Origin of the sequence: Alteromonas marina, assembly GCF_000808575.1 — a bacterium.
Lineage (GTDB): Bacteria > Pseudomonadota > Gammaproteobacteria > Enterobacterales > Alteromonadaceae > Alteromonas > Alteromonas marina_A.
The window spans coordinates 157117-177318 of the sequence record NZ_JWLW01000067.1 but is presented as its reverse complement, the minus strand read 5'-3'; the positions used below and the strand labels follow the sequence as shown (position 1 = coordinate 177318).

Annotated in this window: 19 protein-coding genes; 8 read left to right on the top strand and 11 right to left on the bottom strand. The window is 44.2% G+C overall.

Annotated features, from left to right (window positions below):
- Window positions 1–67 precede the first annotated feature (67 nt).
- Window positions 68–649: a hypothetical protein gene (locus tag RJ41_RS18555; protein ID WP_156964792.1), complete on the top strand. Its 582-nt coding sequence runs from the start codon at window positions 68–70 to the stop codon at window positions 647–649.
- Between the two features lie 200 nt (window positions 650–849).
- On the opposite strand, the gene RJ41_RS18550 is transcribed toward RJ41_RS18555, so the two are convergent.
- Together RJ41_RS18550 and RJ41_RS18545 are read right to left on the bottom strand one after the other, a co-directional pair.
- A complete protein-coding gene (locus tag RJ41_RS18550) occupies window positions 850–1602 on the bottom strand; it encodes a hypothetical protein (RefSeq protein WP_039224038.1) in 753 nt (250 codons plus the stop codon).
- Window positions 1592–1993, bottom strand: coding sequence for a winged helix-turn-helix domain-containing protein (locus RJ41_RS18545; protein ID WP_039224035.1), 402 nt, complete (start codon window positions 1991–1993; stop codon window positions 1592–1594). The genes RJ41_RS18550 and RJ41_RS18545 overlap by 11 nt, the downstream gene beginning before the upstream one ends.
- Window positions 1994–2246: 253 nt before the next feature.
- Here RJ41_RS18545 and RJ41_RS18540 point away from each other — a divergent pair, with 253 nt between their 5' ends.
- Entirely contained in the window at window positions 2247–2645 is a 399-nt protein-coding gene (locus RJ41_RS18540; RefSeq protein ID WP_039224031.1) for a DUF3718 domain-containing protein, read from the top strand.
- Window positions 2646–2739: 94 nt separating this feature from the next.
- On the opposite strand, the gene RJ41_RS18535 is transcribed toward RJ41_RS18540, so the two are convergent.
- The 4 genes from RJ41_RS18535 to RJ41_RS18520 form a co-directional block, all read right to left on the bottom strand.
- On the bottom strand, window positions 2740–3624 hold the full coding sequence (locus RJ41_RS18535; protein ID WP_052235520.1) for an alpha/beta fold hydrolase: 885 nt from the start codon (window positions 3622–3624) through the stop codon (window positions 2740–2742).
- Between the two features lie 152 nt (window positions 3625–3776).
- Complete coding sequence (locus RJ41_RS18530) at window positions 3777–5576, bottom strand: acyl-CoA dehydrogenase C-terminal domain-containing protein (RefSeq protein WP_039224025.1); 1800 nt, start codon at window positions 5574–5576, stop codon at window positions 3777–3779.
- A 9-nt stretch (window positions 5577–5585) separates the two neighbouring features.
- The gene (locus tag RJ41_RS18525) at window positions 5586–6767 is read right to left on the bottom strand and encodes an acetyl-CoA C-acyltransferase (protein WP_039224022.1); all 1182 of its coding nucleotides are present in this window, start codon (window positions 6765–6767) and stop codon (window positions 5586–5588) included.
- A gap of 160 nt (window positions 6768–6927) precedes the next feature.
- Window positions 6928–9051 (bottom strand): 3-hydroxyacyl-CoA dehydrogenase NAD-binding domain-containing protein, encoded by a 2124-nt coding sequence (locus RJ41_RS18520; protein ID WP_039224018.1) that lies wholly within the window; start codon window positions 9049–9051, stop codon window positions 6928–6930.
- Between the two features lie 245 nt (window positions 9052–9296).
- Between RJ41_RS18520 and RJ41_RS18515 the strand changes: the two genes are divergently transcribed.
- The 3 genes from RJ41_RS18515 to RJ41_RS18505 all read left to right on the top strand — a co-directional run bounded on the left by RJ41_RS18515 (window position 9297) and on the right by RJ41_RS18505 (window position 11508).
- Window positions 9297–10211, top strand: a complete 915-nt coding sequence (locus RJ41_RS18515; RefSeq protein WP_039224015.1) for a haloalkane dehalogenase — start codon at window positions 9297–9299, stop codon at window positions 10209–10211.
- Window positions 10212–10257: 46 nt separating this feature from the next.
- Window positions 10258–11022, top strand: coding sequence for an SDR family NAD(P)-dependent oxidoreductase (locus tag RJ41_RS18510; protein ID WP_039224013.1), 765 nt, complete (start codon window positions 10258–10260; stop codon window positions 11020–11022).
- 210 nt (window positions 11023–11232) lie between these two features.
- Window positions 11233–11508: a hypothetical protein gene (locus RJ41_RS18505; protein WP_039224011.1), complete on the top strand. Its 276-nt coding sequence runs from the start codon at window positions 11233–11235 to the stop codon at window positions 11506–11508.
- A gap of 91 nt (window positions 11509–11599) precedes the next feature.
- On the opposite strand, the gene RJ41_RS18500 is transcribed toward RJ41_RS18505, so the two are convergent.
- The 3 genes from RJ41_RS18500 to RJ41_RS18490 all read right to left on the bottom strand — a co-directional run bounded on the left by RJ41_RS18500 (window position 11600) and on the right by RJ41_RS18490 (window position 12633).
- The gene (locus tag RJ41_RS18500; RefSeq protein WP_039224009.1) at window positions 11600–11806 is read right to left on the bottom strand and encodes a hypothetical protein; all 207 of its coding nucleotides are present in this window, start codon (window positions 11804–11806) and stop codon (window positions 11600–11602) included.
- 69 nt (window positions 11807–11875) lie between these two features.
- On the bottom strand, window positions 11876–12241 hold the full coding sequence (locus tag RJ41_RS18495) for a DUF4870 domain-containing protein (protein ID WP_039224007.1): 366 nt from the start codon (window positions 12239–12241) through the stop codon (window positions 11876–11878).
- Window positions 12242–12252: 11 nt separating this feature from the next.
- The gene (locus RJ41_RS18490) at window positions 12253–12633 is read right to left on the bottom strand and encodes a gamma-glutamylcyclotransferase family protein (RefSeq protein ID WP_052235519.1); all 381 of its coding nucleotides are present in this window, start codon (window positions 12631–12633) and stop codon (window positions 12253–12255) included.
- A 225-nt stretch (window positions 12634–12858) separates the two neighbouring features.
- On the opposite strand from RJ41_RS18490, the gene RJ41_RS18485 reads away from it, so the two are divergent.
- From RJ41_RS18485 to RJ41_RS18475, 3 genes are all read left to right on the top strand, one after another.
- Window positions 12859–14679 (top strand): M2 family metallopeptidase, encoded by a 1821-nt coding sequence (locus tag RJ41_RS18485; protein ID WP_039224005.1) that lies wholly within the window; start codon window positions 12859–12861, stop codon window positions 14677–14679.
- Between the two features lie 160 nt (window positions 14680–14839).
- Window positions 14840–17794: a ligand-binding sensor domain-containing diguanylate cyclase gene (locus RJ41_RS18480; RefSeq protein WP_039224003.1), complete on the top strand. Its 2955-nt coding sequence runs from the start codon at window positions 14840–14842 to the stop codon at window positions 17792–17794.
- A gap of 170 nt (window positions 17795–17964) precedes the next feature.
- Complete coding sequence (locus RJ41_RS18475) at window positions 17965–18597, top strand: SDR family oxidoreductase (protein ID WP_014949222.1); 633 nt, start codon at window positions 17965–17967, stop codon at window positions 18595–18597.
- A gap of 185 nt (window positions 18598–18782) precedes the next feature.
- Here RJ41_RS18475 and RJ41_RS18470 read toward each other — a convergent pair whose 3' ends face one another.
- Window positions 18783–19340, bottom strand: a complete 558-nt coding sequence (locus RJ41_RS18470; RefSeq protein ID WP_039223998.1) for a pyridoxamine 5'-phosphate oxidase family protein — start codon at window positions 19338–19340, stop codon at window positions 18783–18785.
- Between the two features lie 35 nt (window positions 19341–19375).
- Window positions 19376–20158 (bottom strand): TatD family hydrolase, encoded by a 783-nt coding sequence (locus RJ41_RS18465; protein WP_039223996.1) that lies wholly within the window; start codon window positions 20156–20158, stop codon window positions 19376–19378.
- Window positions 20159–20202: the final 44 nt, after the last annotated feature.

Sequence of the window (20202 nt, the reverse complement as noted above, 5' to 3'; positions counted from 1 at the left end):
TAATTTAATCGCCTCAGCATTTATTTGCATGATTGTTTCAATTAGGCTTCTACTTGGATAAAAGTTTATGACTATGCCAAAAACGATATTCATAACTGCCCTAGTATGCACCTTTTTCTCTCTATCGGCTTATTCTGCGTCAAAATATTCGGGTCCTATCATTGATGTACATATTCACGCGTATAAAGAACAAAGTCCATTGTTTGGTCTTGAACATCCCCCAACGCTTCGAGGCAAAACCTACCGTGCAGTGAAAAACGCAGAGCATCTAAAACAAGAAGTGCTGCAACGATTTCATAAATACAATATTGTGAAAGCAGTAGTGACTGCTGGTGAATTATGGTTGGAAGATGCGCCAACTACGATTTTAGTAGCAAACGCGACAAAACCGCCATCAATACTAAAAAAGCAACATGAGCTTGATTATTTAGATGTTATCGCTGAAGTCGCGCCGTTTTATGAGGGTAAGAAATTAGATCACCCTTCAATTGAGCGTTATTTCAAGCTTGCAGAAGAGCTCGGAGTGCCAATTGGAGTACATATTTTTCCTGGGAGCCCTAACTTTGGCTTGCACTATTTGCCAGAGGTGTTGGGCTCAATGCGCGCATATAATGCATCGCCGGGTCAAATAGATAATAGCACTGACTGATGCGGGTCTTGGAAACCGTATCCTGTATGGGAGCGACCAGATGGTATGGCCTGATATTATTGACGATGCAATAGCAATGATAAATGACAGTGATGCACTAACCCTTACGCAGAAAGCTGATATCTTCTAAAATAACGCTGCCAGATTTTGGGGCTAACGGATACACAAATGCGCCAACATAAAGCAAAGAAAAATACGCGTTAAAGTGCCATAGCCCGTTCAATTATACTGGCCGTCTTATTGTTCTCTGAAATCGCCATCTTTAATGCTAATTTATTTTCTTCGTGTTTTTCTAGAAGCATCTTAAACCTTGGTATGTCAATCATTTTATGAAAGAAGGGATCACTTTCAATTCCATAAAATCGCTCAAAGCTTACCGGAACAGATCTGTTATTAATCAAAGTTGCTAATATATCGAGTGCTTCACTATATTGACCCATTTGCGTATAAAGCTGCGCTAGATAATAGTCGTAGTAGCGGCTTCTGTTATCCGTCTCTAACGCTCGCGTAATTTCTTCGACAATCTTTAGTTCATTGCTAACATCGTTTGGATAAAGCAGTTTTCTGAACAAGAGCGATTGACCGCTGGATACTTTCGACAAAGCAAGATCAACATAGCGTTCTTGCTGTCCATTGAGCACTTGTGATACTGAGTACAAATAAACTTGAGGAAAGAAACCAACGTTAAAATCATATTCATTAACGCTACTTAAATATGCTTCGATGCGTTCGATTCTATTTTCGAACTCGCTGTGATTTAGCTCATGTAAAGTCAATGTTTTTGTAACGGGTGGTGCGAGTTTCTTCATTACCTCGTGAATTTGATTGAGAACTTTCTTTTCACCGGTATATTCATGAACTTCAGCTTTATGAACCCAACAGTTCATGAATCGTATGCTGCGAGCAAGGCACTCTTGAGCTTGAGTATCTGCGTCAACAATTTCATTTCTCACTACATGGATGTAAGCCAAGCCGATTTGAAAGAGTAGGCTTTTTCACACTAACAGTTTCGTTCGGGTTTGTTTTTATAATTGATGTATCGAATTTGTAGCCACGTTTGGGAATAGTCTCATCTGCTGAGCTCAGATCTGGCTCCAATAGCTCTAGCTTTTTTCTCAGATCCGAAATAACTCTAGAGAGCGATTCATCGGCTCCGAATCTATTGGGCCAAACTTCCTGAAGCAATATATCTCTTGTCACCACTTCGTCATTCGCACTCAACAACAATGCTAATACTTCAGAAACTTTATTAGTGAGTTTTACGACAACGCCACTTTTTTCAACCGTATTTTCTGTGCGATTAAATTTGAACCCATTTAATTCAAAGCAAGCGGAAGCATCCATGACTATTCACTCCATTTACTGAACAGCAAACTAGAAACATAAGGATAATATAATACAACTAGACGAGATAAAAAATAGCACGACACTACGATGTATTTTCGTATAGTTGCCCTTCATTGCAACCCTTGCCCTACACGTATAGGAAACTATACCCAGTTATTTCAGTATATGTTTTTCAACAACTTAGATTAGGGTTTAATGCATTCCAACGAACAAACATAATCTTAAAAACAACAACCGAAGGAATTTAACCATGTTGAAAATCGTTAAAACTTCTCTAGTAATTGCGGCATCTACTTTAGCCTTCTCTAACGCAGCTCAAGCTGATGACATCAACGAAGCGCTAGCAAACATTTGCACAATTGTTCAAGCCGATGACAAAGGTGAACTTCGCAAGAAAATGCGTAGCGTGCAGTCAGATTACAAACTAAAGCTTCGCGATTACTACTCTGGCATTTCTTGTAACGGCCAAAGCCTTATTCGCACCGCTCTAACCAATAATGCGGTTGAAGTGGGTACGCTTCTTGTTAAGAAAATGCCAAGTAAAGATTTGGCTCAGCCAGAGTCAGACGGCAAAACTTTACAAGCCTGGATTGCTGAGCAAGGTCTACAAAGTTCACCTATTTCAGTTGAGCTTGACGGCAGAATTTAATACAACAATTTAGTCACACCATGTGATACATCGGTTCAACATGGTAGCGGCAGGACGCCGCACTGGAGGCCCCTTTTAGGGGCCTCACCCCATTCTAAGCCCTTAAAAAATCTATCATTTCTTTTCGCACCCACTCAGGCTTTTCCCTGTGTAACCAATGCGACGCACTCGGATTGAACCGCTTTGTAATCTGCGGAACATAGTGTTCAATTTTATCTATTACACTTAAATCAAATGCATCATCTTGCTCTCCCCATAATAGTAGCGTTGGGCAGTGAATAAATATCTCGGGTATACGAATGTCATCTAACACTTTTTTAGATACATTCATTTGAGGCACTTGTTGTGGCATTTGCCTATAGTAGCTGAGCATCGCGCTAAGGGTTTCAGGGTCACGCCAATCGTTGAGTAACTCTCTTGAGTAGCTCGATTTTTGCTCAAAAAGGCAGCTTCCGATCATATTTTTCAATAGCTGAAAGTCTGTATTTGAAAGAATTCGTTCTGCGTTCCTATCTATGAGCGTAGCGATATACTGGCTTTTTTCTCTTTGCATAGAAGAGGTTTTAATTGCACGTGTAAAACAAGATGGATGCGCAGCATTTACAATGATCAGTTTGCTAATCAATGTTTGGTGAAAGGCTGCTAGGGGCCACGCTATTGCCCCGCCCCAATCGTGTCCCAACAAAATAACCTTTCGGCCTTTTTTAACTTTCTCGATGAAGGCGGCCATTCGACCTATCAATGATGGAACCTGGTAGTCCGTTTCACTAGGTAGTGGACTCGATAAATGATAACCGGGCAAATCTGGAGCAATGATGTCAAGTGTTGTGGGGAGTATCGCCATTAACCCCTCCCACGTATGTGCATTCTCTGGGAAGCCATGAAGCATTATAATTAAAGGGTTCTTTGCGCCCTCTTCTTCTCGGGATAAATAATGAATGGAGGCCCCATCAACCATTGCGTATTTGGAATCAACCAATGTGCTCACTTCCTCTATGTGATTTTAAGAAACAAAAAAGCCGAGCAAAATAAGGTATCCAATGATTACTGATTAAATCATTTTTCCGGCTACATTATTTTCTCGGCCTTTAGTGCGCCTTTTCTTAACGCACTTGCCTGGCTTTTATGTCTCTATTCGATGGCAAACATGCTCTCTGGCATAGACATTAAGTTGTCAGCACCTGACTGCATAGCTGAAACAAGCGAGCGAGTACGGGTTAATAAACGGTCAAAATAGAAGCCCGTTGTTAAAATTTTACTCTTATAAAACTCGGTTTCAGTGCTACCTGCATCAAGCTGCTCTTGTGCCTTCACGGCCATTTTAAGCCAGAAGTAAGCAACGGTGACATAACCTGAGTACATTAGGTAATCGACAGACGCTGCGCCTATTTCGTCAGGGTTTGACGCTGCGGCTTTACCTATATCCATAGTAATCTGCTGCCACTCGTCAAGATGAGAGTTAAGTGCATTGGTCCAAGCGCTAAACTGCGCGTTGTCGCGCAATGAATTGCAGTAATCACGCACTTCTTGCACAAATACGTTCAATAGCTCACCGTTAGAACCCATTACTTTACGGCCTAGTAAGTCAACAGCTTGAATACCCGTTGTACCCTCGTACATAGTACAAATTCGTGTATCGCGAGCCAGCTGCTCCATGCCCCATTCCTTAATGAAGCCGTGCCCGCCGTAAACCTGCATGCCGTAACTGGTCGATTCTTGCGCAGTCTCTGTTAAAAAGGCTTTTACAATAGGTGTTAAGAACGCAAGTTTTGCATCGGCAACTTGCTTTTCGGCCGCATCGTTTCCGTAGAGTGTAATATCAACCAATTGCATACAATAAGCCGCTAGCGCACGGTTACCTTCAGCGAACGCTTTTTGCGTTAACAGCATACGGCGCACATCAGGATGCACAATAATGGGATCGGCTGGGCCTTCAGGATTCTTTCGCCCCGTCAACGAACGGAACTGAATGCGGTCTTTTGCATAGCGTAACGCACCTTGGAAAGCCGCCTCAGACGCTGCTAAGCCTTCAAGGCCTGTGCCAATACGCGCGGTATTCATAAAGGTAAACATACAGTTTAGACCACGGTTAGGTGGGCCTATCAAATAACCTTTTGCGCCATCGAAATTGATCACACAGGTTGCGCTGGCCTTGATACCCATTTTGTGTTCTATGCTTCCGCAGCTTACCGCATTGCGGTCTTGCTTTTCACCGTCTTCAGATACATTAAATTTAGGCACAACAAACAAAGAAATACCCTTGGTACCTTCTGGTGCGTCAGGCAAGCGAGCTAACACAATGTGTACAATATTTTCGGACATATCGTGTTCACCAGCTGAGATGAAAATCTTTGTGCCCGTTAAACTGTACGTACCATCTTCTTGGGGTTCTGCGCGGCATTTCAACATACCAAGGTCTGAACCACAATGTGCTTCAGTTAAACACATTGTGCCTGTCCACTCACCGCTGATCAGCTTCTCAAGAAACATTTTTTGCTGCAATTCAGTTCCGTGTGCTTTAAGGGTTTCCATACATCCCTGACTCAGGCCTGGATACATAGCCCAAGAATGGTTAGCACCAGAGAACCATTCTGCGATAATTGAAGACAGCGAATACGGTAATGCCTGCCCACCAAATTCTTCTGGGTGAGACATACTTGGCCAACCACCCTCAACATAGGTTTGATAAGCTTCTTTAAACCCTTTTGGCGTGGTGACTTCACCATCAACCCACTTACACCCTTCTTCATCGCCAGACGCGTTGATAGGTGCAAGCGTATTTTCAGAAAACTTAGCCGCTTCAGCGAAAATCGCCGAAACTAGGTCTTCCGAGGCTTCATCGAAACCCAGTTTTTGATAGTGATTTTGATAATCTAGTAGCTCATGTGTTACAAACATGGCGTCACGTTGTGGAGCTTTATAACCTTCCATACCCAATACCTATATTACTTCAAATAGACCAGCAGCGCCCATGCCGCCACCGATACACATGGTGCAAACAACATATTTCGCACCGCGTCGTTTACCTTCGATGAGTGCGTGACCCACCATGCGAGCACCGCTCATGCCGTATGGGTGACCAATAGAAATGGCACCGCCGTTTACGTTTAATAATTCGTCTGGAATACCCAACTTGTCGCGGCAATACAGGACTTGTACCGCAAACGCTTCGTTAAGCTCCCATAGACCGATATCGTCCATGGTTAATCCATGCTGCTTTAATAGCTTAGGAATGGCGAACACTGGGCCAATTCCCATTTCATCTGGCTCACAGCCTGCTACTGCAATCCCGCGATAAATGCCAAGAGGTTGAGCATTGCCCTTTGCCGCAGAATGCTCATCCATAATCACTGTCGCACTTGCCCCATCAGAAAGCTGACTCGCATTACCAGCCGTAATGCAACCACCTTCTATCACAGGGTTAAGTGCTTTAAGCCCTTCTAGCGTTGTTTCGGGTCGATTTCCTTCGTCTTTCGACAAGGTCACTTCACGCTCAGAGGTTTCGCCTGTTTCTTTATTAAATAAGGTTTGCGTTGCTGTGATAGGTACAATCTCATCATCAAACTTGCCCGCTTCTTGAGCCGCTGCTGTGCGCATTTGGCTCTGGTAACCGTATTCGTCTTGTACGTCACGGCTAATGTTGTAGCGCTTACCTACCACTTCCGCAGTTTGAAGCATTGGCATATAAATATCTTTGTGCTTAGCAACCAGTGCAGGGTCTACTGCACGAAACATATTCATATTTTTGTTTTGCACTAAAGAGATAGAATCTAAGCCTCCCGCAACCATAATGTTGGTATCGCCTGTGCGAATTGAATTCGCTGCGGTAGCAATGGCATACATGCCAGAGCTGCATTGGCGGTCGAGCGTCATACCCGCTACGGTGACCGGTAAACCACCCGCTAGGCCAGCCAAGCGACCTATATTCATGCCGCCGCTGCCTTGGGTTAGCGCAGCGCCCATTACCACGTCATCGACACTGGCAGGGTCGATCCCCGCGCGTGCTACTGCGTTTTGAATAGCATGGCCACCTAATGAAGGGGCTGGTAAATTGTTCAGTGCACCTTTATAAGCGCGCCCGATTGGCGTACGTGCTGTACTTACGATAACTGCATCGCGCATTTTCATATTCCTTTCAGTTGGGCTGAAAGTTCAGCCAAAGTTTAGCTAGGCCTATGTGTTTCTTCTCGAAGTTGCCTAGCTTTACCAGATTCGGATGTCGGGGAACGAGAGCTATCGTTAGCTCTCACCGTCGATTAATTCTCGCTAACGAGAGCCATGTCTACTTCGCTTTATAGCTTTTAAACGTGCCGCCGCTTTGGGCCAATTTCACCAACAAATCACTTGGTTCAAGCCACATTTTTCCGTAATCACCCAATTGATCGCGATAGGTAGTCAGCTTATCTAAAATAGTGCCTAGCCCTACTTCGTCGGCATATTGCATAGGGCCGCCGCGATACACAGGGAAGCCATAACCGTAAACATAAATCACATCGATATCGCTAGATTTAGCTGCAATGCCTTCTTCTAAGATAGCAGCACCTTCGTTAATCAATGAGTACATGACGCGAACCAGAATTTCCTCATCGCTAATGTTTGAACGCTGAACCACGCCTAAACGCTCTGCTTCTTGCTTAGCAATTTCTTGTACTTCTGGATCTGGGATAGGAACTCGACTGCCAGGTTCATAGTTGTAAGCTCCGCGTCCGGTTTTAAGTCCGTTGCGCCCCTTTTCTACCAAGCGATCGGCCACCGCACCGTAAGCGGGGTCGTGTGCAATATGCTCTTGTCTAGACTGTCGTACATAGTAGCCGATATCTAATCCAGCCATATCACCCATAGTGAACGGCCCCATTGGCATACCAAACTCGGTCAAAACGCGATCAACTTGCTCAGGTGTTGCTCCTTCAAGCAGCAAGCGGTTAGCTTCACGGCCGTAAGGCTCAATCATGCGGTTACCCACGAATCCGAAGCAAACGCCTACTAACACAGCTACTTTCTTGATGCGTTTAGCCATCTTCATGCAGGTTTTAATGACCTCAGCAGATGTCTTATCAGCCTTAACCACTTCTAGCAGTCTCATCACATTCGCTGGCGAGAAGAAGTGAAGACCAATCACATCTTCAGGACGCGATGTGGCTGTCGCTATTTCGTCTATATCCAATGTTGACGTATTTGAAGCCAAAATGGCGCCTGGCTTACACACTTTATCTAGCGTCGAGAATACGGTTTTCTTTACTTCCATCTTCTCGAAAACGGCTTCGATGACGAGATCTACATCAGCTAAGTCATCATACGACGTAGTACCTGAAAGCAGTGCCATGCGGCTCTCTACCTGCTCTTGGGTTAACTTGCCTTTTTTCGCTGAGTTTTCGTAGTTCTTTCTAATAAGCGCTAATCCCTTCTCTAGCGCTTCTTCTTTGAGCTCAAGCATTGTGACTGGAATGCCGGCATTGGCGAAATTCATAGCGATACCACCGCCCATTGTTCCCGCGCCGATAATCGCAACCTTTTCAATGTTGCGCTCAGGAGTATTTCTGTCGAAATCGCTCACATGGCCTGCTGCGCGTTCAGCAAAAAAGAAATGTTGCTGGGCACGCGCCTGTGGCGTATTCATACACTCCATGAAAAGCTTGCCTTCATTTTTAAGGCCATCTTCAAAAGCGAGCGTGTAAGCACCGCGTACCGCTTCGATACATTTTAATGGAGCAAAGAAACCACGAGTCGCTTTTTTAGTTTGTGCAGTTACTGCATCAAACACCGCCTGCGTTTCGTCAGACATGGACAGCGTAATATCACTGGTGCGTTTAATCGCTTTATCTGGCGTTAATGCTTGTAAATAAGCTTTTGTATCTTCAAGTAAATGCTCAGGCTTATCAGAAATTTTGTCGAAAACACCTGGAAGTTTGACCACCGACGTAGGCTTGCCTGTTACGATCATTTCTAACGATGTTTGTGCGTCGGCTAAGCGAGGAAGGCGCTGAGTACCGCCTGCGCCCGGTAATATGCCTAGATTTACCTCTGGAAGACCTACTTTATTGTCGGCAAAGGTGATGCGATGATGGCAAGCTAACGCCACTTCTAAGCCACCGCCGAATGCTGGTCCAGGGAGAACAGCAACAACCGGCTTAGACGCATTTTCAATCTTGTCTAGTACCTCAGGCAGCATGGGAGACAAATCGCCACCAGAGAATTCGCTGATGTCAGCTCCACCCGAAAAAATAGGTAGTGAAGAAGTAATAACAATGGCACGTACGCTGTCGTCATCTAGTGCATTGTTTATGCCTTCTATCAACCCTACTCTGATAGCGCGTGACAGCGCATTAACGGGCGCACTTTGCATTGTCAGCGTGGCAACACCCTGTTGTACTGCATATTCTACGGCTTTATTTTCCATCTCAGTCATAACCATGTCCTGTTTATCACGTTAACTGGATGTTATTGCAGTGTTGTCAATCATCCAAGTTTATTGGTGTTATAGACATTTATCATAATATTTAATAATGACCGCCAGCCCCTTTGTGAATTCATTTCTCTGCGCAGAGCTTGTTCTACCTTGCCTAAGGTTTATTTGACAGAAAATAAAACCGGTGTTTTTGTTAATCGGGCAACACTTGTAATTACATTTTATTTACAAAAGGATGATTGGCTATGCAAGTGCTTAAAACACCGGAAAGCGCCTTTAGAAAAATAACTGACTTTCCTTACCCACCCCGCTTCACTGAAATAACTGACACAGTAAGCGGTGAGATAAGAATGGCCCATTATCAATGTGGACCGAAAGATGGACATACCGTGCTATTAATACACGGCGAACCGACGTGGGCTTATTTGTACCGCAAGATGATGCCTATATTGGCTGATGCGGGATTCAATGTCATCGCGCCGGATCTCATTGGTTTTGGGCGCTCAGATAAACCAGAAAGAAAGGAGGATTACTCCTACGCTCGTCACGTGATATGGCTAAAAGACTGGTTTTCACAGGCTACTAAAGGCCCTGTTACCCTATTTTGTCAAGACTGGGGAGGTTTACTAGGCTTGCGGCTTGTTGCCGATATGCCTGAGCGTTTTTCGGGTGTCATGGTATCTAATACTGGGCTGCCCACCGGCGACCATGCGCCTAGTGATGCTTTCATCAAATGGCGTCGTTTCTCTCAGGACGTGCCCGAATTCCCCACTTCGACCATTATTCAAAATGCAACAACCACAGAATTAGACGAAGCAACGTTGGATGCCTACGACGCCCCCTTCCCTGACGAAAGCTTCAAAGCGGGAGCCCGCATGTTTCCTCTTCTAGTTCCTACAAGCCCAGACAATGCTGAGGCACAGGCGAATAGACAGGCATGGGAAAAGCTAAAGCAATATAACAAACCTTTTGTTACAGCTTTCGGTGATAGCGACCCTGTCACCAAAGGTGGAGAAAAAGTATTTCAAAAGCTCGTTCCCGGCTGTAATGGCATGGCCCATACACAGATAGAAAACGGTGGTCACTTTATTCAGGAAGACCAAGGGGAACGGCTGGCCAATCTGCTTGTTCAGTTTATCCAGAATACGCAGCTTAAGTAACAAGACTTTCAACCGACATGAAACTATTAACTATTAGGAGATAACCATGGACGCTCTACTCGACTTTTCTGGACAAGTTGTATTAATTACCGGCGCAGGCAGTGGTTTTGGCCGCCTGTTATCGCTAGGTCTTGCCAACCGAGGAGCGAAACTCGTTCTTTCAGACATTAACGAAACCGCACTTGAGGAAACGAAAAAAGATGTAAAAGCACTCACCGATGTCGTGGTACTAGCCGGTAATATAGCCAGCGAGTCACTAAATAAGGCGCTTGTTGAAAAAGCCATGGAAACCTTTGGCAAACTAGACATTGCCGTAAATAATGCGGGTATAGCGCATAACCCAGCGCCAATTCATCAAATGACAGAGGAAATCATGGATTCGCAGTTTGCTGTGAATGTTAAAGGCGTTATGTTTGGAATGAAGTACCAGATACCCGTTATGCTGGCACAAAAGCAAGGTCACGTTTTAAATGTTAGCTCACTCGCGGGCTTGGGCGGAGCGCCAAAGGGCGGTGCGTATGCTGCAGCAAAACATGCCGTGTCAGGGATAACCCGCACTGCCGCGGTTGAATATGGTCGAAAAAATGTTCGCGTGAATGCAATCTGCCCATTCTATAGTCCAACCAACATATTGAACGTAGATGGGTACAACACCCCTGAAGCGCGAGAGCAATTAGGCCTTGGCAGCCCAATGAAGCGACTAGGCGAACCACAGGAAATCGTTAACACCATGATGCTAATGCTTTCCCCTGGCAACTCTTACATGAACGGACAAACCATAGCAGTAGACGGAGGCGTAACCGCATGGTGATGTACTGCTTGAGTATCAGGCACAAGGGTATATAAAAAAATACCCTTGTATAACACCTAATGTTTCGATTCCATCCTACATTCGGTGTAATGAAGGAGAACAAACAAAGCCGATGAATGAGGTGGGTGCAACCACCTCAGCCATCGACATCGAATAGTGTTTAATCAGTTTGTCTAGCGTTCACGTTGAACAAAAAAGAGAAAAAATGTGATGAACAAGCCAAATAAAAACAGTTTTTTAGCTATCGCACTTTTTCTAGCACCTTCGCTGATGAATTCTAGTTTCGCGCAAGAAGCCCGACCTACGCTTGTAAATATGAAGGAAGTGCCTTCATCCCAATTACTCAAGAAGCAACGTCAGAATAAACCGCTAGCACTAAGCACAGTGAAGCGCGGTACCAATGCCTCGCTTCAAAGTACCAAACAATCGAAAGGCCAGTACCTTATTCACAGCGTACTGCCGAATGCTCGCTTTAGTGCGAAGTAATTCCTAGTCTAGAACTCGACACTCAGCTTGCCTTCCAACAAAATCGCTCCACACTAATACCTTCATCTTAGCGCATTCATAATAATGCCAATCAAATGACACCTACGACATTTAACTCTATTACACTAATTACGTATAGCGCGACACCATTGTGAAAACTATCTTTAAGGTTAACACCGGTAGAAAAAGTCATAAGAAAATAGGTGAGCATGTTATTAAAACCAAAACATATCGCGTTATTGTTTACGCTGGCAATTGCAGTGTCTGCTATGGGATAGGTACGAAGACGTTTCAACATAGAAACGTCCTTCGAAAGCGAGCTTAAGTCTCAGTTTTTCTTGCTAGACGTGACGTAGGGTTCTTTAGGTTAACGTTTAAAAAACTCAAAGCTTAGCGGATACACCCACAACTCCCCTTTGTTCGCTTTGACTGCTGCCACGATAGCAAAGGCGATGTTCATTAATCCAAGAACGATGAAGCCTAGGGCTCCTATGATAATCAGCGTCAAGACAAAACAAATAACAGAGTATATGAGCAAGCTTATTAACCAATTCGCTGTCACCCTGCCGTGCTGATTGATGTCTTCGTTTTGATCTTTGTGAGCAATCCATAGCACGATAGGCAATATGATACCTAAGCCAGGTATAATGAAACTGGATAACTGAGAAACATGAATGAGTGTACAGTAGCTTCGAGCGTTCAAGCCCCAGTAGAGTGGTTCTTCCGTTGACATAATAGTCCTTTTTATTGTGTTGGTTTGATTTGATAAATATAGGCGTTTTCAGTGTGACCGGCATCAAGCTTAACAGGAACAATGACCCGTTCATATTGATCACCTTCAAACTCATCCAGCATGGCCCAGTTTTCGGCAAGTTGAGTAGACGTTAGCATCATGCCCTTCACCTCTTCTTTTGCTTCAGTTAGATCAGAAATAACAATTCCCGGAAACCCCATAGTTGCTCCCCACCCTTGTTGAACTAAGTGCCCTTCTACCGTACCAGACTGCCACTGGCCATCAATATGCGCGACGATATGGTGATTTGGGCAATTAGGAGCAAGGCTTCCGTAGATAAACAACCTTTCTAAATCAGGTGTAGCAGACGTTACATTGTCATTGTTTTGCATTACTTTGACCCATTATTAAAAAACTTTTCGTCAGGTGTTGAGGCAAATTTAAAAACAGGCCCAACCGTTCGCATTACTAGTTATAAATTGCCTAAAAAAGCCAGTGCCTTTGTGAGAGTAATATCGAATTTGTTTTACAAAAGCAACACAGCGTTACACAATGCAAGAGTATGTCTATGTGAACGTCGATTCACTTAAAAAAACACAATAATTAAAGGACAAAGTATGCTCAATCAAAAACGTACTCTGATAGCAGCATTGGTAAGCGTTTCGCTTATGGGATGTGGCGAAAGTACAACACAGACAGAAACTAAACCACAACTCACTGCACAAGACGCCAAGCAGTTTTTAACACAGGCGCAAAATGATATTGCAAAAATGCAAGTTCCTGCCGCGCACGCCGAGTGGAGCTACGCCACCAATATCAATTTCGATACAGCTGCAGTTAGTGCCTACTTTAACGAAGTACTTTCAACGAAAGTAGCCAAACTAGCGAAAGAAGCAGCGAAGTTTAACGATGTAGATGTAGATACCGACACCCGCAGACAGCTTGATCTACTTAAAAACAGTTTAACAATGCCGCCGCCGGCAGATGCTGCCAAAGCAGAACGCTTAGCAAAAATTGGCTCAGACTTGAGCGCTATGTACGGTTCAGGTGAGTATTGCGGCGAAGATGGAACGTGCAAAAGCCTGGTCGAAATGAGCGCAGAAATGGCTACCCTACGCGATGCCGATAAATTGTTAGAGTATTGGACAGGCTGGCGTGAAGTATCTAAACCTATGGCACCACTTTACGCCGAACAAGTGTCACTTGCCAATGAAGGTGCTGCAGAACTTGGCTTCGAAAACGTCAGCGCTTTGTGGCGAGGCAAATATGACATGCCAGCTGACGAATTTCCGAAAGAGCTAGATCGTCTATGGACACAAGTCGAACCTTTCTACGAGTCACTTCATTGTCATGTTCGAGCAAAGCTTGGTGAACATTACGGCGAAGATGTTGTACCACAAGACAAGCCAATTCCTGCGCATTTATTAGGTAACATGTGGGCGCAGTCGTGGGGGAATATTTACGATATCGTTAAACCTCAGCAAGAAATGAAAGTGCCTGATGTTACAGGCGCACTAGCTGAACAAGGGTATGACGAAATCGCCATGGTTAAACAAGCAGAGTCATTTTTCTCATCGCTTGGCTTTGAAAAACTTCCAGATACCTTTTGGGAACGCTCTATGTTTCAAAAGCCTGAAGGCCGTGACGTACAGTGTCATGCTTCTGCATGGGATTTAGACGACAAAGACGACCTTCGTATTAAGATGTGTATCCAGAAAACAGGGGAAGAGTTTAACGTTATTCACCACGAATTGGGTCACAATTACTACCAACGCGCTTATAAAGACCAACCACTTCTTTACCGTGGTTCGGCAAACGACGGCTTCCACGAGGCTATTGGCGACACCATCGCTTTATCAATAACACCTAAGTACCTTAAGCAAATCGAATTAATTGATGAGATCCCAGACGCATCAAACGATATCGGAATGTTAATGCAAGTCGCGTTAGACAAGATTGCCTTCATTCCCTTTGGTCTGATGGTTGACCAATGGCGCTGGAAAGTGATGTCAGGTGAAGTAACACCTGAACAATACAATCAACTATGGTGGGAATTGAGAGAAAAGTATCAGGGTGTGATGGCGCCTGTTGAGCGCAGCGCCGACGCATTTGATCCGGGTGCAAAGTATCACGTGCCTGCTAACGTACCTTATACACGCTATTTCCTAGCGCATATCCTTCAATTCCAATTCCATAAAGCACTGTGTGACATTGCAGGTGATGAGGGCCCGCTTAACCGTTGTTCTATCTACGGCAGTGAAGAAGCAGGTAAAGCACTTAACGAAATGCTAGAGATGGGTATGAGCCAACCTTGGCAAAATGCGTTAGAAACACTGACAGGCTCACCGCAAATGGATGCCAGTACTATCGCTGACTACTTTGCGCCACTAAAAACGTGGTTAGATGAGCAAAATGCTACACGCCAGTGTGGCTGGTAGCTCGCTCTGTTACTTAAATCACAACACAGTTGTGAACATTTTTAATAGACAAAGCCCCTTACCACGGGGCTTTTTTAAACAAATTAAACTATTGTTCTATTGAAAGTCCTCTGAATTAACGTAGTTTTTATACATGAATTATTTTTAACGTTGCAGCACTATGCGCCTTCCCTCAGCGTACTTATTCTCTATCTTTGCTTTATTGGTGAGCTTTAACTTTATCGCTCGAGCTGAAATAGGAGCCCCAGCCTTTCATACCTTTGATATGGAAAGTGGTATCACACACGTTACCGTTTCTGACATTGCTGAAGATAAATATGGTTTTTTGTGGCTAGCCTCTCAATCAGGTATAGATAAATTTGACGGTTATACCTTCAGAAATTTTGGAATGTGGGGAGATGATAAATCTACAGGCCTTCAAACTTTAAGTGTGCTTCAATTAGAAGCAAGCCCGGACGGTGATTATATTTGGGTGGGCACGTTTAGCGGACTAAGTCGCTTAAATGTAGACACAGAAAAATTTAAACATTACTCACTTCCGGTATCGTCCCCCTCAAGCAAGCAAGTCATTAATAGAATAAAAACGACATCCGATGGCACCTTGTGGATAGTATCTGAGCGAAATGTATATCGCTACTATGAAAAAAATGACAGTATCGAACTCGTCAGTTACCTTCCCGATACAACGAGTACACTCACTGATATAGAGTTAATCGGCAATACTCTTTACGTAACCTCCACTTCTGGCCTTTATAAGCTCGATGCTATTAAAAATTCATTAGTACTTGTTGCGTATGAAGGTGTTAACTTCACCAGACTTGTCTCTGCAGAGCGTTCACGGTTCTGGTTAGGCACTTCTACTCATGGTATCTGCCTGTTTAACCCCAATGTTGAGCCCGAGCCAATAACTAAACAATGTACGAGTGAAATACAAGGATTGTCAGACAATTCGGTAACGGATATTTTACTACAGCGAAATGGCGATTTATGGGTTGCGACCGAACGAGGTTTAAACCTTTTAAAAGCCCACAGCCCTTATACAGTATTACACTTCCCAATAAGTGATAAAGACTCAGGAGACGAGCGCGTCTCAAGCCTTTATCAAACAAAATCCGGCCTTGTCGTAGTGGGTACGAAAGACGACGGCTTTGCCATAAGTAACCCAGAACTAAGCAACTTTTATACGACTGAAGTCGGTGGCGGTCGGATAATTGGCTCTATGGCCTCGTTTAAAGAGAATAAAGTATGGGTGGCGAATGAAAAAGGGTTGTGGATTTACGATACGGTTAACAAGACGTATGAAGGGCCATTTACCTCCAATAACGCACAGAAATCCGACAACAAAGCAAGTGATAAAATCACCAGCACTTTCTATGATTCAAATAACGATACGCTTTGGGTAACGACTCGCAGCGGACTAGCAAAGTTAAACAGGGAAACAAGCCGCCTCGAAATTGAGGGGTTACAAGGCAAGTCTGGATACAGCATTAACATTGACACCCAAGGCGATATTTGGTTCGGCGGATATAGCGATGGTGTTTTTGTGTATCGGCCTTCTGAGCGGCGGGTAATACAACAGTGGCCGCTTTCCCTTACTACTCGTATTCTTTTCGAGAATGACGAAAGTGCATGGCTAAGTACTGTAACGGGGCTGCATTTGGCCAACAAGCTCACAGGTGAATTAACAAGTATTAGTGATTATACCGACAAAATTACAGACAGTACGGTTGTAACCTGGGTTTCACGCTCTGAGCGTGGTGGCTATTGGGTAGGGACTCAAGCTGATGGCTTGTATTTTGTCACCAAAAATAACGATGACTTATCAACCATAACAGTGACGCAAATTACGCCAGAGAGTAGATTGAGCAAAGTATCAATTGGGGCAATTGTTGAAGATGATGAGTACGGGTTGTGGATTTCTACTATAGAGGGAATAACTTATCTAGCGCCTGATCTTTCCACACTTTATCACTATGGCGCAGAAAATGGCGCCCTTTCCAAGGGTTACTATATCGGCTCTGTTGCCACAACCCAAAATAACACTATTCTTTTTGGCGGTGCAGAGGGGCTCACGCAGTTTGTTCCGTCAGAAGTCGCAAACGTGAAATGGTCGCCTGCTGTTCACCTGACAAAGGTAGAGACAGTAAGTCGAGATGAACAAAATGGTACTAGCGTGCAACAACGTCTTAACTTAGGCGAAAAGATAGAACTCACTCATAATAACATTGCCCTTTCCATTAAGTTCGCAGCCACAGACTTTATGAATGCTAATGAACTGCGCTATGCATACAAGCTCGTTGATTTCGAAAATAGCTGGCGATTTACTGATTTTAAAACGCGAGTGGCAACCTATACAAACCTAGAGCCTGGGCGATACCGTTTTACGGTAAAAGCGATAAATCAGGAGAATGTATGGAGTAGCGACGAAGCTCAACTCGAAGTTATAGTGATTCCGCCTTGGTGGGACGAGCCTATATGGCGTGGCGCATTAGTTTTAAGTATTCTCTTCATCATCTCTTCAGTAATCTGGCTACGAATTTCGGCGCTGAAAAAACGCTCTGCAGAACTGGCCCTTAAAGTAGAGGAAAAAACACGAGATCTTGAAGCAATGATAGAAAAACTTACGCATTTATCGACGCAAGACTCGTTAACTGGGCTTAAAAATAGGCGTTATTTCACACAGAGAGCCAACGCAGAGTGGCAAGAATTTAAACGGCATGGTCGTACCTTTTCCTTGCTTATTGTGGATATAGACTTTTTCAAGAATATAAACGATGAATACGGCCATCATGTAGGCGATGAGGTTTTGGTAAAAATAGCCAAAACCTTGGAGAAAAACCTTCGAGAAAGCGATGTCATTGCACGTTGGGGCGGAGAAGAATTTTTGATATTGTTACCCTCTCTCAATATACAAGAAGCTTATTGGGTAGCAGAAAAGTTACGAAAGTGTGTTTCGGAACAAACTATTGAAAGCCATCCCCACTCAATTAAGGTAACCATAACGTGCGGCGTTGCTGACATTAAAGATTATGATAGCGTAGATGCCTGTATTCACGCTGTTGATAAAAAGCTGTATATGGGTAAAGAGTCAGGCCGAAACGCCGTGGTGAAATAATATCAATCCGCAAGTTTTTGGCTAACCCAATCCGGCTTTTTTGCCTTTAATCTTTTATGCAGTCAATCTCTTTGTCATGCAATCCATCGCAGTCATTGATCACTTGTTGCGTTTGCTGCTTATAAAACCTTGTAATGATAAACATTTTTAATTGCAAGGAGGATAGTGTTATGGCTAACGTATTAGTGATTGGCGCTTCGGGACAAATTGGTAAACAAGCAACAGTTAAATTGTTGGATGCTGGTCACAAAGTCGTAGCGCCAGTAAGAAGCCCAGACAAACTGTCAGATATCCAAAATGCCAACCTCACAGTGGTTGAGCAGGATTTAGAAAAAGATTTTTCAGCACACTTTGAAGGTGTGGACGTTGCGGTATTCACAGCAGGTTCAGGCGGTAGCACCGGCGCTGATAAAACACTTATGATTGATCTTTGGGCGGCTCGCAACGCGGTTAACTATGCAAAAGCGGCGGGGACACCTAAATTTGTTATGGTTAGTTCTATTGGTGCAGACGATCCTGACGCAGTGGAGTCAGCAATTAAACCATACTTGGTTGCCAAACACATGGCTGACGAGCATTTAATTAATAGCGGCTTACATCACGTAATTCTTCGACCTGGCACTTTATTAAATGAACCGGGCACGCATTTAGTACGAACCGATATGCCAAGCAATAGGGACGATGCTGTAATACCAAGAGAAGATGTTGCGACAGCTATTGTCGAAAGCGTTGCTAGAGAAAGTAATGCTGACTTGATCACCTATTTATTTAAAGGTGATACACCAATTTCCCATATTTTCTAGGTGAGCGACTTTTCTAGGTGATCGGCGCCCTCTCATTTGCCAATGCGTTATCGCGTATGTTCAAGCTAGAGAGGGCTTACTTTTTGCTTCGGTCGCCGGTTTGTATACTGCTGACTTAGGTAGTGCCTAGAATAGGCAGTATCACGTACTCAATATTTGCCTACGCAGAGATTAGAGATAGTCACCTACGGTATCAATGACTGGCTAACCCAGTTGCCATTTCCGTCTTTGTGATGCCACTCTCGACTTTGAGGGTTACCTCTCAAATTCAGGTAATCTACGCTATCAATAGCCAGCATGATCACGCAAAAGTGATGTGGTACTACATCAAAATCCCCTTCAACCTGTAGTGCCGAACCATCGTTTCTTGGTGTGCCGGGCTCGCCCCACAAAAACTGCTTTTTGCCTGCATCTGACAATTTATTCCAGTGCTGAGTAACTAAGTCAGCATCTTGATGTAACGTTATTATTGTTGCAGTACAAGAGAAGCGATATTGCTCCCTGGTTTTAGAAAAATACCAACACACCTGCGAGTGAGGATTCTGGCCAAGCTGGTCATATTTATCTGAGCGGGTGTCAGAAATAACCACCAGTTGATTGTCGTCGGTGATCCCTCTAAAAACCACGGTACGGCAGTACGGTACACCACTACTGTCCACAGTCGCTAACTGAAAGTAACGACTTTCTGGCATACTGCGGGTTTGGTGAAGACTCTTTGTCAATCCTTGTCGCCACTGGGGCATAACCACCTCCGGGATTAAAATCGCCTGGTTTACCGCTACGCGGCCTTCTTCTTGGCGGCTAAAGAAAACAGCGTGTAGAAGTTTTGCGTGGTAATTTCCGCGAGCTCTTTTACCGTCACGCCTTTAAGCTCAGCAATAAATTCTGCCACTTCTACCACATAACCTGGCTGGTTTTGTTTACCGCGATGAGGAACTGGCGCAAGCCATGGTGAGTCAGTTTCAATAAGTAATCGCTCTAAAGGGATCGCTTTTACCACTTCACGCAATTCATCTGCTGAATTAAAGGTTACGATGCCTGAAATAGAGATATAGAAGTCCATCTCTATTGCTGCCAGCGCCATGTCTAATGACTCAGTAAAGCAATGCAAAACACCTTTAGTGTGCGCAGCTTTGTGTTGGCGGAGTAAGTTAATGGTGTCTTCCCGTGCATCCCGCGTATGAATAATTAACGGCTTTTTAGTTTCGTTAGCTACTTTGATGTGGTCGACGAAAGACGTTAGCTGGACTTCTTTACTTTCCGGACTATAAAAATAGTCCAGCCCAGTTTCGCCAATGGCTACCACTTCTTCACGCTGCGCCTTCTCTAACAGTTCTTCATAGCTACACGCTTCATCTTGATGTAGTGGGTGCACACCACAAGATACTGATACATCTTCAAACTGACTAACAGCTGCTAACATGCTGTCGTAATCACGAACAGATACGCACACACAAAGGAAGTGTTCAACACCTCGGGTTCTTGCGAAATTTAAGGTTTCAGCCAGCTCTTCTGGCCCTTGCTTAAGTCGGTCTAAGTGACAATGAGAATCTACGAACAAACTACACCTGTTTTAAAAAATTGCTGTTAGACAAAAGGGCTTCG

Coding starts and splice junctions, on each gene's coding strand:
- RJ41_RS18555 (WP_156964792.1), top strand. CDS start 68: ATGACTATGCCAAAAACGATATTCATAACTGCCCTAGTATGCACCTTT.
- RJ41_RS18545 (WP_039224035.1), bottom strand. CDS start 1,993: ATGGATGCTTCCGCTTGCTTTGAATTAAATGGGTTCAAATTTAATCGC.
- RJ41_RS18540 (WP_039224031.1), top strand. CDS start 2,247: ATGTTGAAAATCGTTAAAACTTCTCTAGTAATTGCGGCATCTACTTTA.
- RJ41_RS18530 (WP_039224025.1), bottom strand. CDS start 5,576: ATGGAAGGTTATAAAGCTCCACAACGTGACGCCATGTTTGTAACACAT.
- RJ41_RS18525 (WP_039224022.1), bottom strand. CDS start 6,767: ATGCGCGATGCAGTTATCGTAAGTACAGCACGTACGCCAATCGGGCGC.
- RJ41_RS18520 (WP_039224018.1), bottom strand. CDS start 9,051: ATGACTGAGATGGAAAATAAAGCCGTAGAATATGCAGTACAACAGGGT.
- RJ41_RS18515 (WP_039224015.1), top strand. CDS start 9,297: ATGCAAGTGCTTAAAACACCGGAAAGCGCCTTTAGAAAAATAACTGAC.
- RJ41_RS18510 (WP_039224013.1), top strand. CDS start 10,258: ATGGACGCTCTACTCGACTTTTCTGGACAAGTTGTATTAATTACCGGC.
- RJ41_RS18505 (WP_039224011.1), top strand. CDS start 11,233: ATGAACAAGCCAAATAAAAACAGTTTTTTAGCTATCGCACTTTTTCTA.
- RJ41_RS18500 (WP_039224009.1), bottom strand. CDS start 11,806: ATGTTGAAACGTCTTCGTACCTATCCCATAGCAGACACTGCAATTGCC.
- RJ41_RS18495 (WP_039224007.1), bottom strand. CDS start 12,241: ATGTCAACGGAAGAACCACTCTACTGGGGCTTGAACGCTCGAAGCTAC.
- RJ41_RS18490 (WP_052235519.1), bottom strand. CDS start 12,633: ATGCAAAACAATGACAATGTAACGTCTGCTACACCTGATTTAGAAAGG.
- RJ41_RS18485 (WP_039224005.1), top strand. CDS start 12,859: ATGCTCAATCAAAAACGTACTCTGATAGCAGCATTGGTAAGCGTTTCG.
- RJ41_RS18480 (WP_039224003.1), top strand. CDS start 14,840: ATGCGCCTTCCCTCAGCGTACTTATTCTCTATCTTTGCTTTATTGGTG.
- RJ41_RS18475 (WP_014949222.1), top strand. CDS start 17,965: ATGGCTAACGTATTAGTGATTGGCGCTTCGGGACAAATTGGTAAACAA.
- RJ41_RS18470 (WP_039223998.1), bottom strand. CDS start 19,340: ATGCCCCAGTGGCGACAAGGATTGACAAAGAGTCTTCACCAAACCCGC.